The organism is Algibacillus agarilyticus (genome assembly GCF_003286125.1).
Taxonomy (GTDB): domain Bacteria; phylum Pseudomonadota; class Gammaproteobacteria; order Enterobacterales; family Alteromonadaceae; genus Algibacillus; species Algibacillus agarilyticus.
The window spans coordinates 64405-90133 of record NZ_QMED01000009.1; the positions used below are offsets into that span (position 1 = coordinate 64405).

Below are 25729 nucleotides of genomic sequence, written 5' to 3' on the forward strand. Positions count from 1 at the left end.
TCTCATGAACAAAAAAACAAAACAACCACATGTATTAGTTTTAGATCCAATCGCATTCAGTGGTGGGTCTAAAAAAGCAACAAGCTGTATTCTTAACTTATTGGCCAGTAACACACATATAACCGTGGTATCTTCGAATATAAACGACTGGAAAAAATTACAGCATGAACACGTTACCTTGATTAAGTTATTTGAGCCCAAAATATTGGCTCATGCTGAAATAGGTTATTTGTATTTCATTCGACATCTATTTATCTTTTTTCAGTTACTGGGTGTTAAATTAAGATCTAAACCCTTTAAAGGTATTTTAGGTACGTCTGGGCCTGGCGTTGATTTAGCGTTATATTTTTTAAAATATTTTACCCATATTCCCTTAATACAATTAATTCAAGGTCCCGTAGCGGTGTCTAACACGATAGCAAAATGTCTGCATACTGCTGATCTAGTTTATTATTTACCTTCTTGCACAAATACAATCCAACAATGCTTAAAGCATTACGCTGAACGCGCTCATAAACCCTATTTTTTTATTCATGAAGCTGAAAATTTTAAACCGATGAACAATGGATTACCCAAACAAGAGTGGCCAGAACCTAAAGTGGTTTATAACCAGGCTCCTAAATTATTATGGGCAGCGTCTTTATTAAAATGGAAAGGTTTAAATACGCTCACCGAATCACTGTATTTGTTTGATGATGCAACACGCCCAACGACTTCAATTTGTTATATAAAACCAGTTGATACGATAGAGTCCATCTCTAACTATAACCAAAATATACAGCATGTGACTTGGCATTCAGAACTTACTGATTTAGCCAGTTTTAGAATTAAACACGATATTTACATTTCAACGAGTCATCAAGAGCCTTTTGGTCTTGCCATTTTAGAAGCCATGGCAAGCGGTTTATGTGTTGTCATCCCGAGTGATGGTGCCTATTGGGATCAAAAATTAACGGATGGGATATCTTGTATAAAATACGAACCACATAATGCTGAACAATTAAAAGAAAAATTAAAATCCCTTTGTACGACACCTCATTTAGTTAAAAGAATAGGTGAAGAATCTCTATTAATTGCTACAAATTATCAAGCAGAAAAAACATATAAACCGATTGTCGACTCGTTAAATAGCGTTATCCAACTCGAAATAGCAAACGAGAAAAATTATGAAAATGCTTAATTTTTATCCGCTCTCTCCCCAACTAACCTACGCTTTGTGTTATGGCTTAAGTATTGTATTTATGAAAGGCTTATCGCTTATTTTATTGCCTTTTTTAACACATAATTTAAGCCAAAACGATTATGGTCAATTAGAAATAATCACGACTATCGCGACTGTTGGCAGTATTGTCGCAGGTTTAGGCTTAGCGGATACCTTATTTCGATTTTGCGGGTTGGCACAAAATAATGAAGAGCGGCTATCTCATGCAAGCCAGCTTCTAAAATTTAGTTTAATTCTGGGGTTGATATTAGCTTGTTTAAGCTTATTTTTTGCAGGTAATTTAGCCAATATCATTCAATATGGTATTACTGAAAATATGATGCGCTTAATTCTAATCATGGTGGCCTTTGAAGCGATGAATGCCGTACCTTTAGGCTGGTTACGCATGCAAAATAAAGTCGCGATATTTTGCTTCCTTCTTTGTAGCCGAGCACTCATTCAATTAATTTTTACGATTTCCTTTATCAAATTAAACTATGGCGTAACCGGCATATTACTCGCGGGTGTGATCGCAGCTTTATTTCAAATTCTACTACTCATTTATTTTGTAAAAGATGAAATATTTATTCAAAAGTCACGCCCAAACTTTAAACCCTATTTACGCTATAGTGCGCCTATAATGTATAGCGGACTAGTTGCTTTTTGTTTATTTGGTGCAGATAAATGGATTTTATCTTTATTTGCCAGTTTAGATTCAATCGCATTATTAGGAGTCGCGTCTAAAATTGCTTTAACGTGTGTAATTTTATTACAACCGTTTACGATGTGGTGGTCGCCTAAACGTTTTGAGATCTATAAGAAAGGCGGAATAGAAAAGCTAACTTATTATACAACGATAGGTATAGCATTTGCATTTATAGCGGGCTGTACTATTTCAATGCTAAGCCCTTTAATTTTTAAATTTTTACTGCCTAATAACTATCTAGAGGCTAAAACACTAATACCCCCGTTGATTTTAGCGATGATTTGTAAAGAATTAACCGAGCTATTAAATATTGGCTGCTTTGTGGGGAAATCAAGTCATACACAAGCAATATTAAACACTATATCCGCAGTTTTGACATTGATCATACTTTATGTGGCGACTTGGCTCTATCAGGTTAATGGGTTAGTTTGGGGGTTATTCTTTGGTCAATTCACTCGGTTAATTATGTTTTATATTGCAAGTAATAGAGTTGTTAAATTACCTTACAAGATCAAGAATATTTTAATAATTGCCATATTCAGCTTATGTGAAATCGTGTTGTTGCCTTTAACCCTTTCACCTATTAACCAAGTGATTGTTTCCACTATTATGGTGTGTATTATTACCATTTACACGTTTTATTACTTAGTTAGAAAAAATCAGCAACTTTTGAAACACGCCTATGCCTGTTAAATGGATTAAAGAAAAATTTAATGCACTTTCATTACCGAGTGTATCGATTTTAATTACGCTTATTTTAATTGGCATTATCACGCTAGGTTGGCGATTTATGCCAAATCCAGCGGTTGCGGTAGCAATCGGATTATTACCATTAGGTATATTATTTGTACTTCGTTATCCTTTTCAAATGGTGATGTTATTTGTCGTTTTTTCATTTTTCAGATTACATGAAGTGTTTCAACCGCTCTACTCACTTAAAATACCCTTGTTATTATCACTTGCTAGTTTAGGTGCATTGGTGTGGCATATCGGTTTAACAAAGAAGATAAAACCTTATTGGGAAAAAGAGCTAACCTGGTTATTAGTTTTTTTTGCTTTAGTTGTTTTAGGTGTGATCATGGCGAGTAATCGTGCTATTGCAATCGCTTATTTCAAAGGTATTTATTGGAAAATAGCGGTCATGACTTTCGCGATTGCTTGGTTAACACGTGAAGAAAATCATTTTGCTTTTTCTGCAAAATTGATCACGTTTAGCGGTATTTGTACAGGTTTAACCGCATTGTATAATCAAGCAAACGGACTCGAAATGGTGGAAGAAACCCGAGTGACAATAGGCCGTTCTATAGGTTCAGTATTAGGCGACCCAAATGATTTAGCACTCGTTTTAATGTTCCCCGCTGCATTTGCTATTGCGTTAGCACTCAATAAAAGTATAGGAAAAACAGCTCAATTTTTAGGTTTAATCGGGATCCCAATATTATTTATGGCCATTTTAGCTACGCAAAGTCGTGGGGGGTTACTGGGTATATTAACGGTTTTTGGTATTTTTGGTTATCGGCGCATCAAATCAAAAGCTCTATTTATGTTAATTGGTATAGTCGCTGCTGCTATTTTATATGTGGTTGCAGGCATATCCGATCGATCTTCTGGAGGCGCTGCTGAGGAAGGGATAGATGCTTCAGCGATGGGCAGGCTTTACGCTTGGGAAGCAGCGTTTAAAATGGCCCTACACAACCCGTTGACAGGCGTCGGTATCGACAATTTTTATTCTAATTATTATTATTATAGCCCACATTGGGATGGCTTAAATCATGCAGTTCATAGTACTTGGTTTGGCGTTTTAGCTGAGACAGGCTTTTTAGGATTAATTATCTTTATTATTTTAATTTCATTAATGATCAAGACCGCTTATACCGCATTAATCAAAATAGAATCAGCTAAAGAAGCAGTACCTGTTGCCGTAAAAGCAGTCGCTCAGGCTGTATTTGCCGGTATGCTAGGTACTATAGTATCAGCAACATTTTTAACCCAAGGATTTACTTGGCCTATTTATATTCTTGCCGCACTTGTAGTGGCTTTATCTCATTGGGTTAGAACTCATATCAAATAAACGATAAAAATATTTACGTCGTGCGATGCCCCACAGCCTATCATTTAAAGAATAAATAAGTAGGAAGCGGATCGAAGGGTATAAAGTGTTGGTGATATGAAAAGAGCAAGTACTAGTACTAGCACTTGCTCTTTAGCGCTTCAGTTTAAAAATTAAACTAAACGATTAACAAACTCGACTGCTTCACCAATGTAGCTTGCTGGCGTAAGCTGTTTTAAGCGAACTTTCTCAGCATCTGGTAATGCTAAACCATCAATGAAATCAGCCATGATTTCTTGATTAACACGTTTACCACGTGTTAACTCTTTTAATTTTTCATACGGCTTCTCAATCGCATAACGACGCATTACTGTTTGGATTGGTTCCGCTAATAACTCCCAGTTAGCGTCTAATTCATCAAGTAAGCTTTGCTCGTTAACTTGTAACTTGCTGATACCTTTAAGCGTTGCTTGATATGCAATGATTGAATAACCTGCACCCACACCTAAATTACGTAAAACAGTTGAGTCGGTTAAATCACGCTGCCAACGTGAAATAGGTAATTTTTGCGCTAAGTGACCAAAAATAGCATTAGCAATACCTAAGTTACCTTCTGAATTTTCAAAATCAATTGGGTTAACTTTATGCGGCATGGTTGATGAACCAATTTCACCCGCAATGGTTTTTTGCTTAAAGTGACCGAGTGCAATGTAACCCCATAAGTCACGATCGAAATCGATTAAGATAGTATTTGCACGCGCAATCGCGTCAAATAGTTCAGCGATATAATCATGTGGTTCAATTTGCGTTGTGTAAGCATTCCACGTTAAACCTAAGCTTTGTGTAATGAACTCTTCAGCAAATTCGTGCCAATTAAATTCAGGATAGGCAGAAAGGTGTGCATTATAGTTACCGACTGCACCGTTTACTTTGGCTAAAATTTCAACGTTAGCGATTTGGTCACGTTGCCTTTTTAAACGCATATAAACATTAGCCATCTCTTTACCCATTGTAGTAGGAGATGCAGGTTGCCCATGTGTACGCGCCATCATCGGAATGTCACGATACTCAACGGCTAAACGTTTAAGTTCACTTAATATTTTGTCAATATAAGGTAAAATAACGGTTTCACGCGCTTCCGTAAGCATTAAGCCATGAGAGGTATTATTGATATCTTCTGAAGTACAAGCAAAATGAATAAACTCATTTACCGCGTGTAATTCTGCATTATCAGCTACTTTTTCTTTTAGAAAATACTCAACCGCTTTAACATCGTGATTAGTCGTACTTTCGATATCTTTAACTCGTTGTGCGTCCGCTTCTGAGAAATCAGATACAATTGCATCTAAAATAGCATTCGCTTCAGTTGAAAAAGCAGGTACTTCATCAATACCCTGTGCTTGTGCTAATTTTTGTAACCAACGCACTTCTACAGTTACACGAGATTTAATTAAACCGAACTCACTAAAAATAGTGCGTAACTCAGTTGTTTTACTACCATATCGACCGTCTACCGGTGAAATAGCGGATAAAGCTGATAATTCCATTAGGAACTCCTATCGAGGATATCGAATTAAATTTGAGAAAATTTGCTTAACGCTTGAGCTGAAAAACCAACCCATTTCGTACGACGAAAAATTATATTTCTACGTCTACCGCCTAATTGTCGCCATAAAACCGACATTCTCATGCCAGCGAGTAAAATAGCGCGGATTTTATTTTGTACTGATTTTTGTTGTAGTAATGTCGAATTACCAAATATCTGAATTTTAGGCCCTAAAGGGCTAACAACATCACTGTAAATACCGGCAAAATTAGCCACGACTTGCTCATCGGTTAATTCAAAATGATCAAGCTGCCTCTCGATATCATTAATACCTTTACCTAAACGCTGCAAAGCGAGTTTGTTACCAGAGAGCTTTCGTTCTAAAGATAAAAGACTTAAAACATATCGCGTTAATTCTGCATCTTTTTTATGACTTTTATGACCTAATTGGTCATGAATAATTTTAAAACCTTGTTCAACTGACTGTTCCGAACCAAATACATCTAAGGTATTTTGGGGAGACGTGTTCGTCACCCATTTTAATGGCTGAGCTAAATCATCAGCATCAAGTCGGCCGGTGCGTGCAAGTTGCTGTATAAGATAAGCAGCTTGGCATACACCCGCAAGGGCTAAAGTTTGTTCATAAGTAACATCTGACATAGTTTAAAAAGCTTACTTAATTAATTGATCTATAATGCCGCCACCTAAACAAACTTCATCTAGGTAAAAGACAGCTGATTGTCCGGGTGTAACAGACGAGACAGGTTCGTTAAATATGACTTTAATTTGATCATCAGAAATACGCTTCAATTCACATTGAATATCCGGTTGTCGATAGCGTGTTTTAACAGCGCAGGTGATCGTTCCTTTGGGCCCTTTTCCGTCTACCCAATTTAATTGAGTTGCCATTAAGCCTTTAGAAAATAAACGTGGGTGCTTGCTACCTTGTGCCACAATCAAAACATTACGTTCAAGGTCTTTGTCTACCGTATACCAAGGTTCTTCCCCTTTATCCGATAAACCACCAATACGTAAACCTTTGCGTTGGCCTAAAGTGTGATACATCAAACCTTGGTGATCACCAACAATTTCACCATCAACCGTTTCTATTTTACCTGGCTGAGCAGGCAAATATTGTTGAAGAAAGTCAGTAAATTTGCGCTCGCCAATAAAACAGATCCCCGTAGAATCTTTTTTATTAGCCGTCACTAAATCTTGCTCTTCCGCTATTCGGCGAACTTCAGGTTTCTCTAACTCACCAACAGGAAATAAAGTTTGACCGATTTGCTTAGCGCCGACAGCATAAAGAAAATAACTTTGATCTTTATTTGTATCTAATCCACGCAGAAGTTGGAAGCCATTATCAGACTCTCTTCGCCTTACATAATGACCAGTGGCAATGTAATCCGCATTTAAAGCTTCTGCCGCAAATTCTAAAAAGGCTTTAAATTTGATTTCTTTATTGCACATGATATCGGGATTTGGCGTCCGCCCAGCTTTATATTCGGCTAAAAAGTATTCGAATACATTATCCCAATATTCTGCGGCGAAATTGATCGTATGTAGATGGATACCTAATTTATCTGAAACAGCTTGCGCATCAGCAAGATCTTGAGCAGCAGAACAATACTCATCAGTATCGTCTTCTTCCCAGTTTTTCATAAATAAGCCTTCAACTTGATAACCTTGTTGAAGTAATAAATACGCTGATACAGAGGAGTCTACACCACCAGACATACCTACAATGACTTTCTTACTACTATTGTCAGACATCGAACCACCCGAGGAAAAATTAGGGCGCGAATTTTAACAGATTTTGGCCTCTAGCAAAATACATCCGTGCGCTAATTAACGCGCAAATTATATTTTTTGGCTATACACCATAGCCAAGTAAGCGCATTAGGCAAAACGAAGCGCCCCGATGACTCTTTTAATTACAGAGTTCGTTCTAACTGAATAACAACTCGGCGGTTTTTAGCTCGGCCTAATACGTTTTGATTCGTGTCTATGTGACGTTTTTCGCCATAACCTTGCGTACTCACGCGATCAGCTTCTACACCTTGTTCGGTGAAAAATGTTTTAATACGCTCTGCACGTTTAATCGAGAGTTGTTCATTATGGTAACGACCACCATAACTATCGGTAAATGCAGTGATTAAAACTAAATCCAATTCAGGTTCCGCTTTTAAATATTCGCCTATCATAGCCAAACGTTTACTTGATTCTTTAGTCAAACGTGATGAGTTTTTCTTATAATTCAAAATCGTAAATGCAATATCATCAAAACTATAGGGTAATAAGTCATCCACGCAGCGCAAAAAGCTTTCGTATTGCTTATGAAAATTAATTGAATTTAAACTCACTGACACTTTGTCGTTAGGATTACTCCAGTCGGTATAATATAAAGTCGGTTGCATCCCCTTTTCGAGTTCCGTTAACATTTCCCATGCGGTCTCTTGTGGTAATTCACCATGAAACTGTTTCAAAATTTTCATGTTGCTCAACATGCGTGATTTAACGCCCGCTCGCCAAGGCGGAGCTACAGAGAAAACTTCAGCGACATCGTAATGAGAAGGTAAACGCAGCATATCAAGTTCGAATTCAAGGTTTAATTCTCGACTTGCATAAGTAGTAAATAAAGCGTCACCATAGCGAGGAATGGCATGAGACAAGGTGCATTGTAATTTTGACGCAGTAGGTATAGACCAAGCGGAATTCTCTAGCCGGGCATTATATTGCCGTAAATCAGCCATCGCATTTTGCCAAAATAAAATAAACATTAGTGTAAATAAGGAAATAAGGCGCGTCATCGATTGTAACCTGTCAAAAAGCTGGCTTAAAATAGCTTAAACCAGACAAATACGTATTAAATTTATACTGTTTAAAAATATTTAGCAAAATACGCGCCGACTTTACCGTGTTTTCTGACATAATAGGGACAGATGATAAATAAATATTTATATATACTATGAAGAATCAACTTTTTAAACAAAGATTTAGAGGTTATTACCCTGTTGTTATCGATGTTGAAACAGCCGGTTTTAATGCAAAAACAGATGCCTTGCTCGAGATAGCCGCCACACTCACTGAAATGGATGACGACGGCGTTATTAGCACCGGTGAAACACTGCAGTTTAATGTTAATCCGTTCGAAGGCGCTAATTTAGAAAAATCTGCGCTGGAATTCAATGGTATTGACCCATTTAACCCTTTGCGTGCAGCTGTTGACGAAGCTGAAGCATTAAAAGAAATATTCAAAGCGGTTAGAAAAAAACAAAAAGAGTATGATTGCCAACGTGCGATCATGGTTGCGCATAACGCTGCTTTTGATATGTCTTTTTTCAATGCGGCACTTGCAAGAAGCAGCGTTAAGCGCTCCCCATTTCATCCATTTGTTTCATTTGATACAACCAGCTTAGCCGGTTTGGTTTTAGGCCAAACAGTGCTAATTAAAGCCTGTCAAGCAGCGGGAATAGAGTTCGATAATAAAGAAGCCCATGCAGCACAATATGATACGCAAAAAACAGCTGAGTTATTCTGCTATATGGTTAATAAGTGGAAAGCATTAGGTGGTTGGCCCGCAGACGACTTACACCCTGTAGAAGAGTAACGAGTATTAGTTTCCATTTTTTATTGCGCTAGATAACAAAAAGCCCGATATAAATCGGGCTTTTTTTAGTTATAAATAAATCTTATAACTTGTCAGCATTTTCTGCTAAGTAAGAAGCAACGCCATCAGCGTCTGGCTTCATACCTTTATCACCGTCTTGCCAACCAGCAGGACAAACTTCACCGTGCTCTTGTGTGAATGATAAAGCATCAACCATACGTAACATTTCGTCTACGTTACGGCCTAATGGTAAATCATTAACAACTTGGTGACGTACTAAACCATCTTCATCAATTAAGAAAGAACCACGGAAAGCAACACCGGCTTCTGGATGCTCAACATCATATGCTTGACAGATTTCATGCTTAACATCAGCAACTAAAGCATATTTAACTGCACCAATTCCGCCTTCATTTACAGGCGTATTGCGCCATGCTGCGTGAGTGAACTGTGAGTCAATTGAAACACCGATAACTTCAACACCACGTTTTGCAAATTCTTCAAAACGCTTATCAAAAGCGATTAACTCTGAAGGACATACAAAAGTGAAATCTAATGGGTAAAAGAAGATAACGGCTTTTTTACCTTTAGTCACTTCACTTAAAGTAAAGCTATCAACAATCTCGCCACTGCCTAAAACAGCTGCTGCAGTAAAGTCTGGGGCTTGACGGCCAACTAATACAGACATGGTTGTACTCCATTTATTTGTCATTATGAATGAGGAATATTCTTACACTTTTGTATAAGAACAAGTATTACTAGAAAAAGAGTATATAGGCAGTATGTGAAAAACCAAGTGCTGTACTCAAGTATTTTTATCTATAAATAATAACGTTTTATTGTGACTAAGTTGATTAATTGAGCAACTGAAAATATATAGGCGGGGTTGCTCAATTAAAGTAACAAAGATATTAAAGTTAAGGTTAGTAAACTTTTATCAGGTCAATAATAAAAACAAGCGTTTCATCTTCTCCGATATTTGGCGGAGCACCTTGACGGCCATAAGCAAGATTTGACGGTATAAAAAGTTGAATACGTCCACCTTCACTGATCTTGGTGAGCCCTTCTGTCCAGCCTTTAATAACCTCACGTAAACCAAATGTGATTGGCTTTTGGTTAAAATTAGTATCGAATATTTGATTTTTCAGGTTTTTACCCTGATAAAAGACTTTAACACGATTGTGACGACTCGGGAAAACGCCTTTGCCTTCTTTTAAAATTTTGTACTGTAATCCACTCGATGTTGTGATAACACCTTCGGCTTTTGCATTATCACGCAAAAATAGTTGACCTATTTCGTAATTGGTGACGATGCGCATTGGATCATTCGCCGGCAAATAATTTGCTTGCGCCGAAGTCCAATACATCATAAAAATAATAAAAATAATTTTTTTCACTGTTCTAATTACCTATCGATTTTGACAATATTCTGCGCCACGTAATATAGCGTCTGTGAGTTCAAAAACATCAAATTTGGTTAATGCTTCGTTTGCGCCTACTTGCTTAGCTTGACCGACACTAATTTCACTCGAAATAGAGGTGTGTAATATAATATAGCAATCATTAAGCTGAGACCGGTCTTTTACTTCAAATGTAAGTTCGTATCCATCTAATCCTGGCATTTCAATATCACTCACTAAAATATCAATGGGTGATTTATTTTCATAACAGGTTTGCATTAAATTTAATGCATCGAGTCCATTAGAACACACTTGATAAGGTATATTTAAGCCATCAAGTGCGTCAGACAACTGTTTACGAGCAACGGTTGAATCATCAACTAATAAAATACTTAATGGTTTCACTAACTCTCGCTGAACATCCGTTAAAATAGCTCTTTTCGGCAGTTTGTTTTCTGGATAAATAAGTGATAATAATAATTCAACATCCAACAGTTGAATCAACTCTCCATTAACCTCAGTGACTCCGGTTACAAATATTTTATCACCTAAGTGACTAGGTGGACTTAAAATATCACGCCAATTACATTCTACAATCCGTTGAATACTGTGCACCAAAAAGCCGATTTTCATACGTTGGCAATCGGTTATAATAACAAAGCAATTTTTATATTCCTCGGGGGGGATTGGCTGACAGCGTATCGCTTTAGCCATATCAATAACAGGAATGGTCAGGCCTCTAAAATTGGCAGCACCTAAAACACAAGGGTGAGATCGCGGTATAGCAGACAAACTCGAGAGTGGAACCAGTTCTTGTACTTTTAATGTACCTAGCGCAAATGTCTGTCTACTATTAACGTTAAATAACAACATTCCTTGTGCATGACTGGCTTTGTTATTTTTATTACTCACTCAATTAACTCCAAAGAAGGGTAATTTAACCATAAATGATTTATTAAATGATCTCAATAAAGGAACCCGCCGAGTTCGATTAAAACCTGACAACGCTTTTTAAAGTAAAATAGCGCCTCCAACAATGCTCAGTAATGCAAAAATGTAAATGGGTAACGAGCTATATCTAAATATAAATAAACTTAAGATTACAATCAAGAATTGGCTTATAGAGTGAACAGCGTTAATCCCAATTGGATTATATAACGCCACGATTAAGATACCGACAACAGCCGCATTGATATACTTAACCGCTTGCATTAATTTTGGCTTTGCCATTAACATCTGCCAATTTTTTACCATAGCATACATTAATAACAACCCCGGTAAAAAAACAGCCATCGTAGCAAAGATAGCACCTATTACAGGAGAAGATACATACCATTCAGCACCTAAGTAAGTAGCAAGCGTAAACATCGGTCCTGGAATTATTTGTGCTGCAGCATAACCCGTTAAAAATGTATCTTGACTGACAACGTCCCCCATCGATTGCTGCAATAAAGGTAAAACGACATGTCCGCCACCAAAAACCATAGCTCCAGCTTGATAAAAACTATCAAATAATTCGATGATTGGATGCAGGCTCTTTATCAAAGGTAGCCCAATCAATAAGATAAAAAAACCAACAAGCGGAATAAATCTAACCTTATTTATATTTCTACCAGTGTCGCTATGGCTGCTACTTTCATGTTTTAACGCTGCTTTATCTTGTTTAATAGCTCCAACGGTATAGCCTACTAAACCAACCAACAAAATAAGTAACGGAGTCAGCCAAGCATAAGGAAAATAAAAAAGTATAGCACTGGCTATCAAACACACAGCTAATGTCTCTTTTGAGGAACAAAAGCTTTTTCCCATCGTCCAGATGGCATCAATAACAACCATAACCGCAAAGAGTTTTAACCCAGCGTAAATCCCCTCTATTCCCCAATCAACAAATAGAAATTGAAAATACGAAAGCAACAGAAGCAAAATAAATGAGGGTAAAGTAAAGCCAACAAAAGCTAATACACCACCAATTAATCCGTATTTATGCAAACCGATTGCAAAACCTACTTGACTAGAACCCGGCCCAGGCAAAACTTGGCTTAACGCAACAAGCTGCTGATACTCGGCAGCCGTTAACCAATTGAGTTGCTCTACAAATAATTTTTGAAAATACCCAATGTGCGCAGCAGGGCCGCCAAAACTTGTGCAACCGAGTATGAAAAAGTAGCCAAACAACTTAAATATCACTGTAAAATCTCTATAAATAGTCAACGGGGGTCATTATACCTAATAAATTAAATGAGAGTGAAGATGGATGAACTAACAAAATAACTAACGTTAACTTTAAATTAGCGAGTCGCTATCCGAGTAGCAATGCGAGTAGTGATACCATTATCGTTTATGGGGAGACCACCTTAGCGAAGTGAAAAACTTGATAAGGGTGTTTAGAACTTACCTTGTAAAATAACAACTTATACCAATTCATATAAATAAGTGATCTCTCAGAATGCATCCAGCGGTTTTTGAACAAGACGTCTGTGTACAGGAATGGTCACCCTTTCAAATACCGATAACGCAGGTCAAAAGCCGCTAGGGCATTCCTTTCAGGCGAGTTTTAAATGCGCTTACTCTGTGTTACTCGAACTCAAAAGAGCACCACTATTCTTTCATTTAAGTGCATTTAAACGCTCGGTGAGTGGAGTGGGCACTTATTATTACGGATTGGTATTAGATGCGTTTTTTAGCTTTTTTACTGAATCGAACGGGCTAGTAAGCAGGTTTTATTTAGACGTGATAATAAAAATAATATATTTCAGGCAATAAAAAGCCAGCTAATAAGCTGGCTAATGCGGCTTTATTTATATCATGCGAATAAACGCACGTTATAAATTATAAAGCTTGAATATTTTCTGCTTGAGGGCCTTTTTGACCTTGAGTAACAGTAAATGTTACTTTTTGGCCTTCAGCTAAAGTTTTGAAGCCGTCACCAGAGATTGCACTGAAGTGAGCGAAAACGTCAGGACCATTTTCTTGAGAAATAAAACCGAAACCTTTAGATTCGTCAAACCATTTTACTGTGCCAGTGATAGTATCAGACATATATATGTGTATCCAAGTGTAAATAATGTAATAAAGTTGCCATAGGGCGCGTTGCTAAAAGTGGTACGAGTATTTATCAATATAGGGCGATTTATTGCCTGTCACATTGAGACCTTGATAAATCAAGGGTAGAATCAACTTACTATCAATTGCGAAAGGTTTCATGTCTTTAATAAACCTTTCAATCTATTAAGAGACTACTAAAACGACGCTATGGACTGTATAAATATAAGACTGACTTTCAAGCTGTGTTCAGTATATACCCCTTAACCCCACAGTCAAACATTTTATACAAATAAATACTAAATATTATAAAAAAACACTTTCAAACAATTAATTGTAATATAAATCAATAAGTTGAATCACTTACATTCGATTAAAAAAGACTTCCAACTTGCAAAAAACACCACAAAGTCATCAAATCCACAGCCTGCACATTCTAAGTGATCATCAATACTTAATGACTCTTCCAGTAGACGCTCCTCTTCTTCCGCATCTTCAAAAACATTGACCTGAACAATGGCTTCATCATGGTTAAGTGACAACGTAACTTCACTCCCCACACTAACCTGTACATTCATTAAGTTTTGACTGGCTTGTGTAATTAATGCATCAACCTCAGCCATTTTTTGCTTATCATCACCAATCTCATCAATAAGCCAACGGCCAAATATACTATGCTCTGAATTTAATTCGGCTTTAAAACCAGTGTTCGGGTCGCGGTAAAAGATATATTCCAATTTTTTTGCTCAGTTAAGTGTATATAAAGCTAGCTAACAAACAAAAATAATTTGCCATCTGTTTGTTAAAGATTAAGGCATTATATCGTTAAGTCACAAACGGCGCTATTTAAACCACAAGTTTAAAAATATAGTCAAAGCGATCGGGGTTTAGGGGCAGCCGTCAAAGCTACCGCGTCCTGCTATCGCCCCTTACCTGCATCCATGCAAGCAAGCTTCGAGACGCCATGAGCATAGGCTCTACTATGTGATTGGGGCCGCCTAAATAGATTTAGGTGTTAGAACGACGCAGGAGCCAAAGTAGAGAGTAAGCGCTGACAATGAACCATTAAACCTGAGCGAGAAGACTATAACGGCACCTAAAAAGCATGAGATATCTGTAAACCATATAGATCAACTTGGTTAACAGCGCCCGATAAACCTCCGCTGGCAGAGTAAGTTTCATTACTTTGCAGATAACTCATATTAAAGAAATCGGTTAGTTCAACTTGATAAACGCCTTTTACTAATTCAACCTGCAAAGCGGTAGAAAAAGTTAAACGTTCAATAGCATTTGTCGGACTAACATGAGGGAACTGAATAACGCCTTGTGCGACAACATGCCCTACTTCGTTTATTATTTCTAACCATTTTACACCTGCGGTGATCCCTTGGCCGATAACATGCTGTTTATTATCGTAAGCAAATCTAAAGCTGAATTTATTCTGTTGTTCAATGTTGATTTGACTAATCTTTAATTGATCACCTTCTTTACCCCAATCTTTAATCACAGACATCCCATTTGATAATTTATCAAGGCGAACGTTACTTTTAACCTGCTGGCTTTCAACAGAAATAAATTGATTAGACCCAACACAACGGTTTCGGCTCGGATGTGAATAGAGTGAGCTTTGGTTAATAGCTTCAGCAATATAACAATTAGCTTCGTTTGCTTGATAAACAACATCATGCTCACCTGCCTTCACATGTTGTTGCAGCAATTTTCCATTTCGGTATAGATTAAAAGCAATAGACTGCTTGAAAGTTTGTTTGGGATGAGGCTTTAAAACTAACCTAACCACCTGCTTTTTCACTGTTTGATTATTCTGTGATTTAGATAATTTCAGTTCAGGCTCTAAAGGTGCAAATAGATGAGTGGTTAATTCGCCAGGTTTAGCTTTAACAAGGTTAATCGTATTATTAGGAACCTTAATAGTTTTAAGTTGCACCACAATGTGATTATTTGCTGCTAAAGCAGCTAACGGAATCCCTTTTCCTTCTTCAATCATAACGCCATTAAGTTTGATATGATCAGTTGTTAAATAGCTATATTGAGATAATTTACCTAGCGGACGGTTTAACGTAATATTTACTTTTTTGCCTAACAGCGATAAATTTTTTAATGATAATTCAGTTCGATTCTGTAAATGATCATTCAATAAATCAGGTGAAATAAATGGATTAATCGACAAAACACCATCATCTGTCTTGATACCAAAAACATTCTCAACCACCATATTAAGATATGCGGCAACTGACCAAAGTTGATATTTAGAATTAATCACAGGTCCTGACATGCTCGGGGCATCCATTTGTAACCACATTGGCTGCCCAGATAACCACTCTAAATTTTCCATATTAGATAAATTAAGTGCAGCACCTCTAATTAGCGTTTTATAAGCAGCATCAGCCGCTGAGGTATGTTGGCTGGACGTTGCAGCTTTTAAACCATAGGCGGTTACAAACGGCCAAATAGCTCGATTATGGTAAACCGCTATTTCAGGTTGCTGTGGAAATATAACCGGAGCGCCCATCGGCCCGTGCGGATAATGGCTTAAAATAGAAGCCGCTTGTTCATTACTCGCAATGCCAGTAATAATAGCTAATGATTGTCCTAACCAATCATATTTTTTTAACGGTCGGCTGTCGTATTCACCGGCAGTCAAACTACTGTATAAGCCCGTTTCTTCAATCCACAATCGATTATTGATTGCCTTTTTTAACTGGCTGGCCCAATCAGAATATTTAATTTCGACTTCAGTTCGATTTAATTCTTTTGCTATTTTGGCGGCGAGTGTTAGTGCTTTATAATGCGCCGCATTAGTTGATAACGCTTTCGAAGTTGCCATCTGAGATAAATCATTAACAATCCAAGTAGCATACGTTTGCTCTCGCCAATCAAGGAAAGATTGCTCACCTCTATATAAACCATCATGTTTGTCAAAAGCAACGATTCGATCATTCTCAATCGTATTAACCAACGCATCAAAAGCGGTTATTAAAAATGCTTGTCGTTTATGTTGGGGTAAATTATCTAATACTTTGTCTGCACCGAATGCCCACGTGACTCGATCTGTACTGACCGGCCAACTGCCACCACTGCCCGTGTCCTGTATTATTTGTCGCCCTTTTAAGTCACCTGCAATATGTTGTGATAAGTTGAGGTTATCTCTAAAAAAAGACGTTTTAAAAAGCAATGAATTTAGGACTCGTTCAGGATCTAATAACGCCAAGCTTAAATCAGCGGCATAAGCTAAATCACGAGTCCAGACATACGCCCATTTTTCACCTGTTTTAAAACATTGGCAGGCTATATCTTGCCCTTTTTTATAATTACCATCATTTATACTATCAACACTCAAGTAACCCATTTCATTAATGGCTAACGCAAACAAAGCATCAAATTCAACACTTCCCGTTCTAATATAAGGTAAATCGGGTTTTTCAGTGTATTTTGTATATTTTGGACCTGCATCTCTTAATTCAGCAGTTGAAGATTGCGTATAAGCTCGCAAAGGTGACTTAGAATCTGCTATCGAGTACGTAACCGTTTCAAACTTATGATCGTAGGTTTCATATTTTCGTTCAGTTATTTCATCTTGGTTTTCATGCGGATTAATCACAATTTTAGTCGGTTCTATTGCTTGATTGACCATTAAAATGGGCTTGTCAGGTTGCGTTAAATCCAAAGTAAATACAAAACGCCCGGTTTTATTAACAAACAGAGCGTCTTCTGGCGCTTTGGTTTTATGTAAAAAATATCGTGTGCCCAGGGTGATAATTTCTTGTGATTGCACATTAACAACCCATTCAGAAGACCAATCTTCAGTTGCGACTTTAAAACCAAAGTTACCTGGAGTCACTTCAATGGTCGCAGTATAAATGCTTTTTTCTTTCTTCTTAAACGGATGATCAACCCCCCAGCCATTAAAAGCCCCTCTCAAATACAATGACGATACAGAAGAAGGCATGTTGACACTAACTTGATTAACCTCTCTATGAGTTTGGCACGATAATAAAGAGCAAAAAACGATCAACAAAACCAGTCGACAACGACTTAAAAGGTCAACAAAAAACATGGGGGTACTCTATTTAAAATAATTAAAGATAAAATTATGACTTACAGTATTTAGCGATAAAATCGTTATGCCTAGGAGCAGATTGTGATGATTCAATCATTATTTTGCGAAGGCCATTTAACGTGCGGGTATAATCGATATTTTGTTTATGGGTTACCATACCCGGTAACTGATCAGGCTTTAGTCCTTGCCCTGCCATCACAGCAAGCCAATTAGTATGCTTAAATAAATTATCGGCTTCAGGTGTTAAATGGCCAGCATGTTTATATAGAGCAATTTTGTCAGCTAGCGCTTCAGGTATCTGCATATTTTTGCAATAGTGCCAAAACTCACTATCCTCTCGTGCAGTCGCCTTATAATGCAGAATTAAAAAATCTCTCAGTTGCTCATATTCAGAGGCTGTTTCTCGGTTATATTGCTCAGCAAGAAGTGAATAACAATCCGTACTCGGTAAATAAGTAGTAAAACGTAAAATAGCACTTTGAATCAAATGTAAACTCGTTGATTCTAAGGGCTCTAAAAAGCCTGCCGACAAACCTACCGCCAAACAGTTTTTATGCCAAAATTCATTTCGGCGGCCTGTTGTAAATGATAAATGCTTAGGTTCGCTAATCGCTTTTGTCGGTATGTTTTGTAATAACGTTTCTGTCGCCTCATTAGTCTCCATATATTGGCTACTATAAACTAAGCCGTTACCTAAACGGCTTTGCAAAGGAATTTGCCACTGCCACCCCGCTTGGTGAGCGATAGATCGGGTATAAGGTAATATTTGGTTTGGTAATTGACTTGGTACTGCGACAGCTTTGTCACATGGCAACCATTTTTGCCAATTTTGGTAGCCAACCCCCATTGTTTTACCCAACAATAAGCTATTAAACCCAGTACAGTCGATAAAAAAATCGCCCGCAACTTCATCACCATTACTGAGCTTCACATTTGTAATAAAGCCACTTTCAGGGTGAGTAAATACCTCATCTACTTTACCTTCTTGATGTTTAACCCCCAGCTTCAAACTATAATTTTTTAAATAATTAGCATACAAATTAGCGTCAAAATGATAAGCATAATCAAAAGTTGACTGTACAGAACGAGCGTCACGAGAAGGGTGAGCAAATTTGTTATTTTTTGCCATATGCCACGCCATTGAATATTCTTCTACGGGTTTATTCACTCCGTCTGCTTGATTGCGTAACCAAAAAAAATGAAAAGGGGCATAATCAATTTCTAAACCAAAACGACCAAAGGGATGGAAATAGCGATCTCCTTTTTTATGCCAGTTCTCAAAATCAATACCTAGCTTAAAAGTACCTTGTGTACTCTTTAAGAAATCACTTTCTTTAATCCCAAGCAAATTATTAAACTGCTTTATCGGGGGTATTGTGGCTTCACCTACCCCAACCGTTCCAATTTCAGAAGATTCAATGAGTTTTATTTCGCAATCTTTATCCAATTGACGAGCTAAAAATGCCGCTGACATCCAACCTGCTGCGCCCCCCCCTACGATCACTATTTTTTTTAATTTTTGCGTCATTGTCTGTCCAAACTATATATTCAAATAAAAAATAAATTGCTATCTGTATTTGTCTATCACATAGAAAATGAAATAAAACAATTTAGATGAAAGATAGTTATAAGTATTTGTCATAATTGATATTTTTCAACCGCACTTTATAAATACGGTTGAAAAATATAAAAATGAAGCCATAAAAAAGCCCCGCCACATAATATGAGACAGGGCTTGATACTCTAATATTTTATGTACCTTTAATTATTAGAGTATATATACAACTAAGCGTTACATTTTAACATTAACACCAAAGTAGAATTGACGACCAAAATACTGGATCGTACCGGTGTTATATTGCTCACCAAAGTAAGATACATTGGGCTCATCTGTTAAGTTGTTAATTGATAAAACACCTTGAACTTCATCCGTAATTTGATATGAAGCTTGGTAATCTAAAATTAACTCTTCTTTAAAGAATGCCGTTTGTGAATTCCCCACAGCGATTTGGTCACCTAAATAAGAATCACGGTAACGCGCATTAATACGAGTCGAGAAAGTATCTTCGTAATCATAAAATAATGCGCCCGTCCAAACACGCTTAGAAAGCCCCGGAAGTGGCGTAGTTCTTTCAACACCACCAATTGAGAGCGAGTTCTCTAATTCACTTTGTGTGTAAGAGAAGTTACCACTAAAACCTAAGCCAGATAACGCACCCGGTAAAAAGCTAAAGGTTTGTGTATAGGCAAATTCTAAACCGCGGATATAACCGCCCTGTCCATTATTGAATTTAGCTTTATAGTCACCAGGTACTAAGTTCTGTAAATCGCCATCTGGATCAATGTACGTTTCAGGCATATCAATGCCCGCAGCAACAAAGTCATAATTCTCAGCAGTGAACTCTTGAACAATTGATTCAATATCTTTATAGAAAACAGCGGCTACAAATGCACCTTCAGTTTCGGTGAAGTAATGTTCATAAGATACATCTATCTGGTTTGCATAAAACGGTTGGAGTAATGGGCTAGACGTCGAGGTTAAATCGGCTTGGTGAAGCTCATCTCCGTTTGCATCGAACTCATCATTTATTTTTTTGTATGTCCAGCTACCCGATACAGCCATCTCATTCATGTCTGGACGGGCTAATACTTTAGCCGCGGCAAAACGAATTTGATCATTCTCTGCTACTTGGAAATTCAAGTTAAGTGAAGGAAGCACGTCAGTATAAGTATCACCTTGAGTAACCTGAGCAAACGTACAAGCAATTTCAGGCATCGTTGTTGGATCATTTTCATCAAATCGACCATCACGAATACAAACCGCATCTTCTTCCGAAGCTGCTAACTGTAAACCGTTGGCTTTTTGTTCTGAACGAACAACTCGCACACCAAAGTTACCGGTTACCGGCATATCCATAAATTCAGCGTTAATATTTGCTTGAACATAGGCGGCGAAGGTTTCTTCTTGTACCGAGTTAGACTCTTGTACAAGCGTCCAGCTATGGCGCCAATCAAAAATAGCCGTTGTGTCTTCACCTTGTAACCAAGTTTTCTCGATATAAGCGTTATCAATGGCTAAGAAAGATGGGTATCGAGAAAATTCGCCACCTAAATTAACCACCTCATATTCGCCGTCAGACAGTTTATAAGGCTTATACATTTCAACTGGAACAGGGTTTTCAGGATCAGTTAAGTCCCATTCAGCGACATAGCGACCATTACGCTGCAGTTTTTCATCTTGTTGACCATAACGATAAACATTTTTGTATTTGTCGTAACTGCGCTCAGCCCAACGAACACCGGTTTCAATCGCTGAAATGTATTCATTGTCTATATCAAATTTAACATCAACTTTGACGTTATTCGCTTCATTTGATTCATACGTTGGGTATTTTTCTAAGTTCCCCACCATTGAACGATTTGGATCTGACAATGCTTTAGCCATATTAGGGTTTAGGCTAATTGAAGGCAGCTCTAAACCATTTAGCTCATAGTTAATAACAAAATCATCGGTGGCAATCGGTAAATCAGCATTTGCATCATCAAATACAACCAAGCGAACAACTTCATCTTTTAATAATGATTCACCAGATGAATGTGACGCATCAAATTTAACCACATAACTGTCTTGCGTCCATTCAGCATTAAAACCAAGTGATAAAATTTCACTGTCTAATGTTGCATCATCTGACTGAGTTTGTATGGTTAATGGCGTTCTTGAGCCTTCATACGGCGCATTAATGGCGGTTCCTGATTGGTCGCGGTAGTAACTACCACCCACAATAGCGTTATTTACAATAACAGGGTTTTCAAAGGCAATATTACCATTAAGCATCGCATTTAAACCATTAACGCGGAAACCACGGTCATATGACTCTGAATCAAATTTTGAATAAAAAGCATCCGCTTTTAATTTTAGATTATCTGATGGTAACCAGGTAACCGTACCTAAGTAACCGTTACGGACTTCTTCACCGCCACGCGCCATCAGCTCAAAGCCCGTTGGCACGTATAAATAATCACAATGTTCAACAGTTTCATCAATTTCGTCAGGTCTACATTCACCCGCAACCCCATCATAAGGAACACGTTCAAAATCAGGGTTGTAGTTTACAAACTGAGTCGAAATTTTAGGTTGGACTAAGCGTGCATAACCAAGCCCAACACCTAGCGTTTCATCTAGAAATTTACCTTGGTAAGAGATACTAAAACGATTACCAAATGCATTTGCATCAGGATGGTCTTCCGCTGAATCGTTAAAACTTAAACGCCCCTGGAAATTAACAGAATGATCTTTTTCACTATTAAGAGGATTTATCGTATCAAGGTTAATACTACCCGCAACCCCACCTTCAACAAGTGACGCTTTTTGTGATTTGTATACCTGGGCAGAACTAATTAATTCGGCAGGATACTGGTCAAATTGGACTGAACGACCGCCTTGGTCCGTTACAATTTCACGACCATTTAAGGTAGCAAATACGAAATCACCTGATAAACCACGAATATTTAATTCACTTGATTGACCGCCTTGACGTACAGACGTCACACCCGGTAAGCGCGATAATGCATCAGCTATAGAGACATCAGGTAAACCACCAATGTCATCAGCAGATACAGCTTCAACAACCGTATCAGAGAAACGCTTTGTATTGATAGACTCAATCAAACTACGACGGAAACCGCGCACTTCAATTACTTCTGTACTTTCGTCAGCAGTTGCAGTGTTTTCTTCTGCATCAGCAGCGTGAGCTAATAGTGGTAATGCTGAAACCTGCACTCCACCTAGCAATAGCGCTATCGAAAGCGCACTTGGCTTGAACTGTTTCATGTATCTTCCTCAAACAATTTAGTTTGTTTTAGTTTTTTGAACGTACAACAACATAAATGTTCGAAATACAAAATTATGGGTAGTTAATGTTTGGCAACGAGCTAAATATTAGTGCAAGACAAAAATTAAACAAGTCAACGCATACGTATTCATAACAATTCATTTACATTCCATCTAAGCACCTGATTTTACTATTGAGTCTCATCAAAACGATGCATACAGGTATGCATACAGGTATGCATAAAGTTATGAATACGTATTCATGGTAATTTAAGCGTATTAAATGTAGCAAAATTGCAAACATGTTGTTTAAATTAGAGGTGTTAGATAGTGTACACACAGCATTATCAAAATTCGAAATCTAAAATTTGGTAGGTAGTTAGCCTGTTTCTTCATTTGGCAATGGCGCTTCACTCTTAGAGAGTAAGCAAAGAAATAGGGAGTAAATCAAAGGGGAGCATTCACACATACTCTATATAGTAGGTAGTGTTAGTAATGCGACTTATACCAGTCACTAGATTTAATGGAGTTACGAACCCATGAATTTTAAATTAAAGCCGCTTTCGCTTGTTGCGTTAGCTACCACTGCAACCTTAGCGGGCTGTGGTTCTGAAACTTTACCGCCAAAACAAACTAGCGATGAACTAGGTTTGTGGTGTCCTAACCCACAAACAGTTGAAATCGTTAATCAAGATTTTTATGCATTAACTGCGACCGAGAATAATGCCTTACAAACAGCTTATGCTACTTATCAATCAGGTGGCGGCAATAACGACTTTGAAACATGGTTAGAATCAACTGACATGTTCCCCATTCTTGGTTTAACCTTAGCCGAGAAAGCAATTCAGGCAGATAAGAAAAGAGAAGCAAAAGCAGATCTAATAAGCCGCGGCCAAGACGCAATTTTTGGTGAAAATTTCTCAAGCTGGTTTGATAGCTGGTTTGATAACTTAACGATTGCTAGCTATATGGGGACCTCAGAACGCTTGAATAAAGCAGGCCTAGCAACGCCAGCAATGGACAATCAAGAAATTTGTTACACACCACCCACAACCTGTTCAAATTATCAAATCGAAGATGAGACAGGTAATTTTGCGTGTGTGATCCCTGAAATAAATCCATTAGCAGAAGAGCAACCTGATCCCGTATATATTGGTAATGATTCAGAAGCGGTTATTTATTACCGTAATAAAGATCATGTTACCGGCGGCGATAATGTCGACCTTTATAAAGATTGGACTATCCATGCTTGGAATGAGGGTAACTGTAAGCCTTCTTATCAAAGCGAAACAGCATGGGGCACAGGCCAAGTAGCTGCGGGTATAGATGATAATTATGGTGCTTACTGGGTCATGCCTTTAATACCAGACCATGATAAATGCGGAAACTTAATTGTTTATAACAAAACAATTGGCGATCCGTCTAAATTTACAGGCAGTGTTGATGGGGCTATCCCACTTGGCGATTCTGGCAACTTGGTTTATCACAATGTAAATAAAACGGCTTTCTGGCAAGATGGTTTCGCATCAAACAACTTTGATGGCGAACTTTTAGCTAACCAACATCCATACTTGGGTGCGGCCGCAGGCGGTTCTATATTATGTGCTTGGGGCACCGAACCTAACGAGGCGGGCGATGCATGTATAGGCGTTGATTTACAAGACTCTTGCCCTGCTGGCACAATAGCGGTTGGTGAAGGTACAATTGATGTGAGCTCAAAATGTGTAACTCTATACACACCTTCTGCTGATACTCCACTGCATTTACGTGGTGGATATAATGATGTATTCAATTTAGACAATTCTACGACCGCCTTTGAATATAAACAAATGGGTGATACATCAATCTATCGCTTAAATTTTGCTTATGGTGCTCACCCAGCCGGTGCTGAAATTGACACAGCAACGAATACAGTAAATCATGAATTCCAAATTGCTGATACAGAAATGACTGAAGCAACTACATTTGGTGGTATAGCCGATCAAGACCCACTTGCATTAGTGACACCATTCTCACTTACTGTAGGTGCAGATGTTGCTACTCACATGGCGCTTGCCATGACCGAAAATACCATTTACCAATTTGTGATGGACGCATCAGATCCAGCAGCTAATTCACTTGTGGTAAACACAGTACCTGTTGCGGCGTTCCCTGTGTTAACTGTTGGTGATGCAGATGTTGAGTTTGAATATATCGGTAATGACCGTTATAAAGCACAATTAACATTAACGACCAGTACGGTTAATGTTGCGATTGCAGATGTTAAGGCACAATATACTTTAGCTACTGCAACCGACACTGATTTAGTAGCAGGCGTAGCTGTTGATACGGTTGTTGGTGGTTCAGGTAATATATCATTCACACCAGCTGTTGAAGGTGTTTATGACTTTATTATTGATTATTCAGAACCAGCAACTGAAGTAAGTTCAGCCGCTGTAACTAACCCAACATTAAAAGTTGTACAGGCTGCACCGCTAGGCGTTGATCCTGTATTCATCCGAGGCACGATGACTGGTTGGGGTGATCCAGCTCCTGACGAAGACGAAATTGTTTGGGATGCAGAAACGCGTACTTATTCTGTTATATATGGTTTAGAAGCGAACGGCACTCATAACTTTAAGTTTGCAAATCAAGCTTGGGGTGGCCCAGTAGATAAAGGTGGCGACGCGTTTACGGCTGGTGCAGAATCAATTCCATTAACTAATGTTGGTCCAGATGCAGCCGGTAACATCAGCGTTACACCTACAACATCAACTGCATATCAATTCTCAATTGATTATAACGGCAGTGAGGGCGTGTTATCAGTTAAAGAAGTGCCTATCTATATTCGTGGTGGTATTTACGGTACAGGCGATTGGGCAGCGGATGAAACAATGCGCTTGAACTTTGTGGCGACTGATGACCAAAATCCAACTGAAGCGGGTCATACATTCACAAGTACGCTTACAACAACAGGGCCAGGCTTCTTCAAGATAGCTGATGCTGATTGGGGTGGTGCATTTGGAGTGAACTATGGTATTGCAGCTGATTCAGATAATAACTTGATTACATTAGGCGAGCCTAAACAGTTATCAGGTGGCAGTGACAGTACTGATATTAGCTTCCAAGAACCAGCTGGTGATTACATATTCTCGTTTAATGATGTAACGAAAGTATTAACGGTTACTACAGCCCAGTAAGTAAAATAATAGCTTAATTGAGATAAGAACTATAAACCTCGCATTAATTATGCGAGGTTTTTTTGTAAAAAAATAAACCCCTTATT

At 38.0% G+C, this 25729-nt stretch carries 18 protein-coding genes; 5 read left to right on the forward strand and 13 right to left on the reverse strand.

The features are described 5' to 3' along the window. The first annotated feature begins 4 nt into the window (after positions 1-4). Genes DPX34_RS09105 through DPX34_RS09115 form a run of 3 tightly spaced genes read left to right on the forward strand, consistent with a single transcriptional unit; the run spans position 5 to position 3978 of the window. Complete coding sequence (locus tag DPX34_RS09105; protein ID WP_111978102.1) at positions 5-1180, forward strand: glycosyltransferase; 1176 nt, start codon at positions 5-7, stop codon at positions 1178-1180. After that, entirely contained in the window at positions 1167-2600 is a 1434-nt protein-coding gene (locus DPX34_RS09110) for a lipopolysaccharide biosynthesis protein (RefSeq protein WP_111978104.1), read from the forward strand. The genes DPX34_RS09105 and DPX34_RS09110 overlap by 14 nt, the downstream gene beginning before the upstream one ends. After that, positions 2590-3978, forward strand: a complete 1389-nt coding sequence (locus tag DPX34_RS09115) for an O-antigen ligase family protein (RefSeq protein ID WP_111978106.1) — start codon at positions 2590-2592, stop codon at positions 3976-3978. The genes DPX34_RS09110 and DPX34_RS09115 overlap by 11 nt, the downstream gene beginning before the upstream one ends. Positions 3979-4130: 152 nt before the next feature. Here DPX34_RS09115 and purB read toward each other — a convergent pair whose 3' ends face one another. The 4 genes from purB to DPX34_RS09135 all read right to left on the reverse strand — a co-directional run bounded on the left by purB (position 4131) and on the right by DPX34_RS09135 (position 8313). Continuing rightward, positions 4131-5504 (reverse strand): adenylosuccinate lyase, encoded by a 1374-nt coding sequence (purB, locus tag DPX34_RS09120; RefSeq protein ID WP_111978108.1) that lies wholly within the window; start codon positions 5502-5504, stop codon positions 4131-4133. 26 nt (positions 5505-5530) lie between these two features. Next, positions 5531-6163: a high frequency lysogenization protein HflD gene (gene hflD, locus DPX34_RS09125; RefSeq protein ID WP_111978110.1), complete on the reverse strand. Its 633-nt coding sequence runs from the start codon at positions 6161-6163 to the stop codon at positions 5531-5533. 12 nt (positions 6164-6175) lie between these two features. Then, positions 6176-7276 carry a tRNA 2-thiouridine(34) synthase MnmA gene (mnmA, locus tag DPX34_RS09130; protein ID WP_111978111.1) on the reverse strand — a complete coding sequence of 367 codons (1101 nt, stop codon included), beginning with the start codon at positions 7274-7276 and terminating at the stop codon, positions 6176-6178. A 161-nt stretch (positions 7277-7437) separates the two neighbouring features. Further along, on the reverse strand, positions 7438-8313 hold the full coding sequence (locus DPX34_RS09135) for a flagellar protein MotY (RefSeq protein WP_111978113.1): 876 nt from the start codon (positions 8311-8313) through the stop codon (positions 7438-7440). Positions 8314-8471: 158 nt separating this feature from the next. On the opposite strand from DPX34_RS09135, the gene rnt reads away from it, so the two are divergent. Then, positions 8472-9113 carry a ribonuclease T gene (gene rnt / locus DPX34_RS09140; protein WP_111978115.1) on the forward strand — a complete coding sequence of 214 codons (642 nt, stop codon included), beginning with the start codon at positions 8472-8474 and terminating at the stop codon, positions 9111-9113. A gap of 82 nt (positions 9114-9195) precedes the next feature. On the opposite strand, the gene DPX34_RS09145 is transcribed toward rnt, so the two are convergent. The 9 genes from DPX34_RS09145 to DPX34_RS09185 all read right to left on the reverse strand — a co-directional run bounded on the left by DPX34_RS09145 (position 9196) and on the right by DPX34_RS09185 (position 22464). Then, positions 9196-9801: a peroxiredoxin gene (locus tag DPX34_RS09145; protein ID WP_111978117.1), complete on the reverse strand. Its 606-nt coding sequence runs from the start codon at positions 9799-9801 to the stop codon at positions 9196-9198. Positions 9802-10036: 235 nt separating this feature from the next. After that, the gene (locus DPX34_RS09150) at positions 10037-10510 is read right to left on the reverse strand and encodes an FKBP-type peptidyl-prolyl cis-trans isomerase (protein ID WP_111978119.1); all 474 of its coding nucleotides are present in this window, start codon (positions 10508-10510) and stop codon (positions 10037-10039) included. A gap of 12 nt (positions 10511-10522) precedes the next feature. Beyond that, positions 10523-11386, reverse strand: coding sequence for a chemotaxis protein (locus tag DPX34_RS09155; RefSeq protein ID WP_111978193.1), 864 nt, complete (start codon positions 11384-11386; stop codon positions 10523-10525). 138 nt (positions 11387-11524) lie between these two features. Next, the gene (chrA, locus tag DPX34_RS09160; RefSeq protein ID WP_198673665.1) at positions 11525-12700 is read right to left on the reverse strand and encodes a chromate efflux transporter; all 1176 of its coding nucleotides are present in this window, start codon (positions 12698-12700) and stop codon (positions 11525-11527) included. 642 nt (positions 12701-13342) lie between these two features. Continuing rightward, the gene (locus DPX34_RS09165) at positions 13343-13552 is read right to left on the reverse strand and encodes a cold-shock protein (protein ID WP_111978121.1); all 210 of its coding nucleotides are present in this window, start codon (positions 13550-13552) and stop codon (positions 13343-13345) included. A 362-nt stretch (positions 13553-13914) separates the two neighbouring features. Continuing rightward, positions 13915-14292 carry a YacL family protein gene (locus DPX34_RS09170; protein ID WP_111978123.1) on the reverse strand — a complete coding sequence of 126 codons (378 nt, stop codon included), beginning with the start codon at positions 14290-14292 and terminating at the stop codon, positions 13915-13917. A 359-nt stretch (positions 14293-14651) separates the two neighbouring features. After that, positions 14652-17522: an alpha-L-rhamnosidase-related protein gene (locus tag DPX34_RS09175; protein WP_157964675.1), complete on the reverse strand. Its 2871-nt coding sequence runs from the start codon at positions 17520-17522 to the stop codon at positions 14652-14654. A gap of 142 nt (positions 17523-17664) precedes the next feature. Further along, positions 17665-19161 (reverse strand): tryptophan halogenase family protein, encoded by a 1497-nt coding sequence (locus DPX34_RS09180; RefSeq protein WP_111978126.1) that lies wholly within the window; start codon positions 19159-19161, stop codon positions 17665-17667. A gap of 264 nt (positions 19162-19425) precedes the next feature. Further along, a complete protein-coding gene (locus tag DPX34_RS09185; RefSeq protein ID WP_111978128.1) occupies positions 19426-22464 on the reverse strand; it encodes a TonB-dependent receptor in 3039 nt (1012 codons plus the stop codon). Positions 22465-23003: 539 nt separating this feature from the next. Between DPX34_RS09185 and DPX34_RS09190 the strand changes: the two genes are divergently transcribed. After that, positions 23004-25643 carry a pullulanase-associated domain-containing protein gene (locus tag DPX34_RS09190; protein ID WP_111978129.1) on the forward strand — a complete coding sequence of 880 codons (2640 nt, stop codon included), beginning with the start codon at positions 23004-23006 and terminating at the stop codon, positions 25641-25643. Positions 25644-25729 lie beyond the last annotated feature (86 nt).